The organism is Pseudomonas tehranensis, from assembly GCF_014268615.1.
Classification (GTDB): Bacteria; Pseudomonadota; Gammaproteobacteria; order Pseudomonadales; family Pseudomonadaceae; genus Aquipseudomonas; species Aquipseudomonas tehranensis.
Genome location: NZ_JABWQV010000312.1, coordinates 1 through 5,049 on the forward strand (window position 1 = coordinate 1; position 5,049 = coordinate 5,049).

A 5,049-nucleotide genomic window follows, 5' to 3' on the forward strand; every position below is an offset into this window, starting at 1 on the left:
TGTAGGAGCTGGCGAAGCCTGCGATCTTTTTGCTTTTTATTTGCCGAGCTTACGCAACTCATCCGACTCCACCACCCGCACCCCTTCCTGTTCTTCCAAGGCCAGGCGCCACATGGCGCGGGCCAGTTGGCAGGCTTCGATGCCGTGGTACTTGCCGGGGATCAGCCTCGACAAGGGGCCAGCCAATTGTTCGGCCAACCGGGGTTCGGTGCGTTCGCCCAGGAGCAGGGAAGGGCGGCAGAGGGTCAGTTGTGGCCAGTCCTGGGCCTGGAGGGCGGCTTCCATTTCGCCTTTGACCCGGTTGTAGAAGATCGAAGAACTCGGGTCAGCCCCCAGCGCGCTGATCACGATCAGGTGCCTTGCGCCCAGTTCCCGGGCACGCTTGGCGAAGGCCACCACCAGGTCCAGGTCCACCGCGCGAAACGCCTGTTCTGAGCCGGCCTTCTTGAGGGTCGTGCCAAGGCAGCAAAAAGCGATGTCCACCTGGCCACTGAGGCGGGGCAGTAATTCGGCCGTTTCACCGACCGGGTTTTCCAGGTGTGGATGCTCGGCCAGCGGCCGGCGTGAAGGCGCCAATACACGTGTGATGGTCGGCTCGTTGAGCAGCCGGTCCAGTAGATGTTCCCCGGTCAGCCCGGTAGCTCCGGCAAGCAAAACATGCTGAGGCGTCAAGTACATAGTGTTTCCCCCTTGATACGATTCAGCTTAGTTGCTCTTTTGGACCTCGTCGTTCAATGCCGTACTTTGTAATGCTTTTCGCGCCTGTTGCTTGCGCAATAGCTGCCAATGGGAAAGGACGGTCCTGGGCGCCCAGATCTGCGGCTCGGAAGCTTCGAAATTGTCCGCCTGCTCCCGCTCGGCGACGGTGGCCTTGGCGCGCTTGAAGGCCTGCTCAAGGTCGTCGGTCTGGTTCAGGGCCTGGGCGAACAAGGCGTCGCCGAAGTAGGTGAAGTTGGCCTCCTCGGAGCAGCCGAAGGACACTCGGTCGGCGCGGGAAGCGGTCATGATCAAGGTGCGTTCATTCTTGAGCGCCGGGATGAAGCCGCCGGAATAACACGCCGAAATCACGACGATTTTGTCGCGATCCTTCAGCGGCGCCAGCACCACGGCCAGTTCATCGGCGGGCAGGTCGGCCAGCTCCATGCGCGGCTGGTCGAGCACCAGTTCGTGTTCGCTGGTGCCGTGGCTGGTCAGGTAGATGAAGATCAGGTCTTCCGGACCGCTGCGTTCGGCCAGGGTGCTGGCGGCGCGGCGCAGGCTTTCGCGAGTGGCCATGGGCCGGTCACCGAGGTGGTCGCGGTGGTTGACCAGGCGGATCTGGCCGAACGCGCCAAAACGACTGGTGAGCATGTTGGCGACGTAGTCGGACTCGCGCAGGAACACACTCTGCTTGCCGTCACCGCCCACCGTCAGGCTGTACAGCTCCACCGCCGGTGTCGAAGCCGGGATATTGGCCAGGGCAGTTTCCAACAGGCGGCCCTGGGCCAGGAGGCCGAGTTCGAGCACATCCGGCAGTAGCCGGCCGCTAGCGTCGCGCACTCGCAGGCCGTTGGTCCAGGTGCCGCTTTGCACGGTGCCATCGGTCAGCGCCAGGGTGCCGCGACCGTGGTAGGTGTCGTTCTCGAACTGGCCGATATAAAAACTGCCGTCGGGCAGGTTCAAACGGCCCTGGCCGCTAAAGCGCCAGTCATTGAATTGGCCGCGGTAGTGGCTGCCGTCGGCGCCGATCAGTTGGCCGTTGCCCGTGAGCGCGCCTTCCTTGAACTGGCCGATCCAGACATCGCCGTCGGCATTTTCATAGCGCCCGCGACCGCTGAGCTGGTTGTTCTTGAACCCGCCGATGTAGACATCGCCCTCGGCGCTGTTGAAGGTGCCTTTGCCCTGGAGCTGGCCGTCGACGAAATGGCCGGTGAACTGGTTGCCGCTGGCGTCGAAGCGCTGGCCTTCACCGTTGGGTTTGCCGTTGACGAACGGGCCCTGGTATTGGCTGCCGTCCTCAAGCTCCAGGCGCCCGAAGCCGGAATAGCGGTCGGCCTTGAATTCGCCGCGGTAGATCATGCCGTGTTCTTTGAGCGTGCCTTCACCGTCGCGCCGGCCTTGCTTGAAGCCGCCGGTGTAGCTGCTGGTGGGCGTGGTCAGGCTGCCCTGGCCGTTGAACAGGCCCTGCTCGAACTGGCCGCGATAGATCTCGCCATTGCTGCCATGCCATTCCCCGGTGCCGTGCCACTGGCCTTTGTCGAACTGTCCGGCGTACCAACTGCCGTTGGGGTAATCGACGCGCCCCTGGCCTTGCAGCAATCCGTCGGCCAACTCGCCGCGATAGCGTCCGCCGTCGGGCAGGCGCGCGTCGGGAGGCAACAGCGATTCGCCGTCGCCGCAAGCGGTGAGCAGCAGGGTCAGGGCCAAGGGGACAAATGAGCGCATAACGGGATCCAGGTAATCAGGTCACGAGTATGCCGCAGCTATGCGCGTCAGGAGAAGCGATGCGAAACTGCCGCAGCGGCTTCGCATCCGCGAGGGGCTACACGAAGCAGAGCGACAGGGGCTCAGCGATGTAGGCAGGTTTTTCCGAACCTTCGATTTCCAGGGTGGCGGTGGCTTTGAGTAGCCACTGGCCGGGTTTCTTCTCGGTCACGTCCACCAGGTCGACCTTGAGGCGGACCTTGGAGTCGACTTTCACGGGCTGGATGAAGCGCACGCTGTCCAGCCCGTAGTTGACGACCATCTTCACACCTTCGGGCAGGATCAGGATGTCTTCCATCAGTTTGGGCATCAGCGACAGCGACAGGAAACCGTGGGCGATGGTGCTGCCGAACGGCGTCTGCGCGGCCTTGACCGGATCGACGTGGATGAACTGAAAGTCGCCAGTGGCTTCGGCGAACAGGTTGATGCGCTCCTGATCGATGGTAAGCCATTCGGAACGTCCAAGTTCCTTGCCGACATAATCTTTGAGCGCTGCAACGGGAACATAGGGCATTGAGACTCTCCTTGGGTTCATCGGTTTTGTCTTTGTTGGAACGGGGATCGGCGTCCCCGGAGAACCACTGTAGATCAACATGGCGGGGGTGGAAGGTCATCGACCATGCTTTTTACGAATGCCGACCCATAGCGCGGGCGTGCTTAAATGTGTCATCTGGTTACTCCCGTAGGAGCTGCCGAAGGCTCGGGCCGCGTTCGGACGATCTTTTGATCTTTCGCTCCGGATTCAGTTGGCAGGGGGAAAGATCGCAGCCTCGTTGCACTCGGCAGCTCCTGCGGGCAGCTCCTACGGGGACGGGGTTTATGGATGTTTGTGAGGGGAGAGAGAGCGGATGTTGCTACGGGGCCTGACCTGGCTGGTATTTTTTCAATTGCTGGGCACTGCGATCAATCATTTGTTCTTGCCGGTGCTGCCTGGGCCGATCATTGGCCTGCTGTTGCTGCTGGGCTATCTGGTGATGCGCGGTGAAGTCAGCGAACCGTTGAACCTGGCTGCCAGTAGCCTGCTGCGTTACTTGCCCTTGCTGCTGGTGCCGCCTGCGGTCGGGGTGATGGTATATGCCGGGGCGATTGCCGCCGATTTCTGGGCCATCGTTGGCGCGTTGACCTTGTCCCTGGTGCTGTCCGTGGCGCTGACGGGCGTGCTGATGCAGCGCCTGGCCCGCCGTCACGTTGCCGCCCCGGAGGACAGCCAATGATGCTCGACTGGCAGGGCGCCTGGAGTTCGGTGATCCATCATCCGCTGTTCGGCATTGGCATTACCCTGGGCGCCTATCAATTGGTGCTGGCGGCGTTCGAAAAGACCCGTTGGGTGTTCCTGCAACCGGTGCTGATGTCGATGTTGCTGCTGATCGGTGTGCTGGTCGGTTGCGGCATCAGCTACGCCGAGTACCGTGAAAGCACGGAGATTCTCAGCATTCTGCTGGGGCCGGCCACCGTCGCGCTGGCAGTGCCCTTGTACCTGAACCTGCGACGGATCCGGCAATTGTTCTGGCCGATTTTTACTACGCTGGTGATAGGCGGGGTGTTCGCCACGGCCTCTGCAGTGGTATTGGGCTGGGCTTTTGGCGCCGAACACATGATCCTGATGACCATGGCGCCCAAGTCGGTGACTTCACCGATCGCCATGCTGGTGGCCGAGCAGATCGGCGGCGTAGCGGCCATGGCGGCGGTGTTTGTGTTGATCACCGGGGTGCTCGGAGCGATTCTGGGCCCGAGCATTCTGACCAAGCTGGGTGTCCATAGCCCTGAAGCCCGTGGCATGGCCCTGGGCCTGACCGCTCATGCGGTCGGCACGTCCGTGGCGTTGCAGGAAAGTGAAGAGTCCGGCGCCTTTGCGGCGCTGGCGATGAGTCTGATGGGCGTGGCCACGGCGGTGTTGCTGCCGTTGGTGGTGTCGATGACGGTTTAAGGAACTGCTTATGAGCTTGCCGCTTTTCCCGTTGAACACGGTACTGTTCCCCGGTTGCATCCTCGATTTGCAGATTTTCGAGGCGCGCTACCTCGATATGATCGGTCGCTGCATGAAAATGGGCGAGGGGTTTGGGGTGGTGTGCATCCTCGATGGCGAGGAAGTCGGCATTGCCCCTGACGGCTTTGCGCGGGTGGGCTGTGAGGCGCGAATCACCGATTTCTCCCGGCAGGACAACGGGCTGCTGGGCATTCGCGTGCAGGGTGGGCGACGCTTTATCGTACACAGCAGCAGGGTCCAGGCCGATCAACTGACCGTCGCTGAAGTCGAGTGGCTGGAGGATGAGCCGGAACAACCGCTGCAGGATGAGGATGCCGACCTGGTGGCGCTGCTCAAGGCCCTGGCCGAACACCCGATGGTCGAGGCCCTGAACATGGGCACCGAAGCCACCGGCCAGCAGTCGCTGGCCAATCAACTGGCCTACCTGCTGCCCTTCAATGAGCTGGACAAGCTCGACCTGCTGCAACTCGATGATCCTCAGCAGCGGCTGGATGCAATCCAGGCCTTGCTCGATGAGTTGCAGGGTGAGCTCTTCGCCTGACCCCATTCATATTTCACTGAACAACACTGATCCCTTGTGGGAGCGGGCTTGCTCGCGA

General features: G+C 61.9%; 6 protein-coding genes. 3 read left to right on the plus strand and 3 right to left on the minus strand.

Going from position 1 to position 5,049, the window contains the following annotated elements; translation table 11 throughout:
• Nucleotides 1-36 precede the first annotated feature (36 nt).
• The 3 genes from HU811_RS24715 to HU811_RS24725 form a co-directional block, all read right to left on the minus strand.
• On the minus strand, nt 37-678 hold the full coding sequence (locus tag HU811_RS24715; RefSeq protein ID WP_186658609.1) for an oxidoreductase: 642 nt from the start codon (nt 676-678) through the stop codon (nt 37-39).
• 27 nt (nt 679-705) lie between these two features.
• Complete coding sequence (locus tag HU811_RS24720; RefSeq protein WP_186658611.1) at nt 706-2,424, minus strand: C13 family peptidase; 1,719 nt, start codon at nt 2,422-2,424, stop codon at nt 706-708.
• A gap of 97 nt (nt 2,425-2,521) precedes the next feature.
• Entirely contained in the window at nt 2,522-2,977 is a 456-nt protein-coding gene (locus tag HU811_RS24725) for a MaoC family dehydratase (RefSeq protein WP_186658613.1), read from the minus strand.
• Nucleotides 2,978-3,311: 334 nt separating this feature from the next.
• Between HU811_RS24725 and HU811_RS24730 the strand changes: the two genes are divergently transcribed.
• Genes HU811_RS24730 through HU811_RS24740 form a run of 3 tightly spaced genes read left to right on the plus strand, consistent with a single transcriptional unit; the run spans nt 3,312 to nt 4,991 of the window.
• Complete coding sequence (locus tag HU811_RS24730; RefSeq protein ID WP_060740472.1) at nt 3,312-3,677, plus strand: CidA/LrgA family protein; 366 nt, start codon at nt 3,312-3,314, stop codon at nt 3,675-3,677.
• Nucleotides 3,674-4,390 (plus strand): LrgB family protein, encoded by a 717-nt coding sequence (locus HU811_RS24735; protein WP_186658615.1) that lies wholly within the window; start codon nt 3,674-3,676, stop codon nt 4,388-4,390. Before HU811_RS24730 ends, HU811_RS24735 begins: the two co-directional genes overlap by 4 nt.
• A 10-nt stretch (nt 4,391-4,400) precedes the next feature.
• Nucleotides 4,401-4,991 (plus strand): LON peptidase substrate-binding domain-containing protein, encoded by a 591-nt coding sequence (locus HU811_RS24740; RefSeq protein ID WP_186658617.1) that lies wholly within the window; start codon nt 4,401-4,403, stop codon nt 4,989-4,991.
• Nucleotides 4,992-5,049 lie beyond the last annotated feature (58 nt).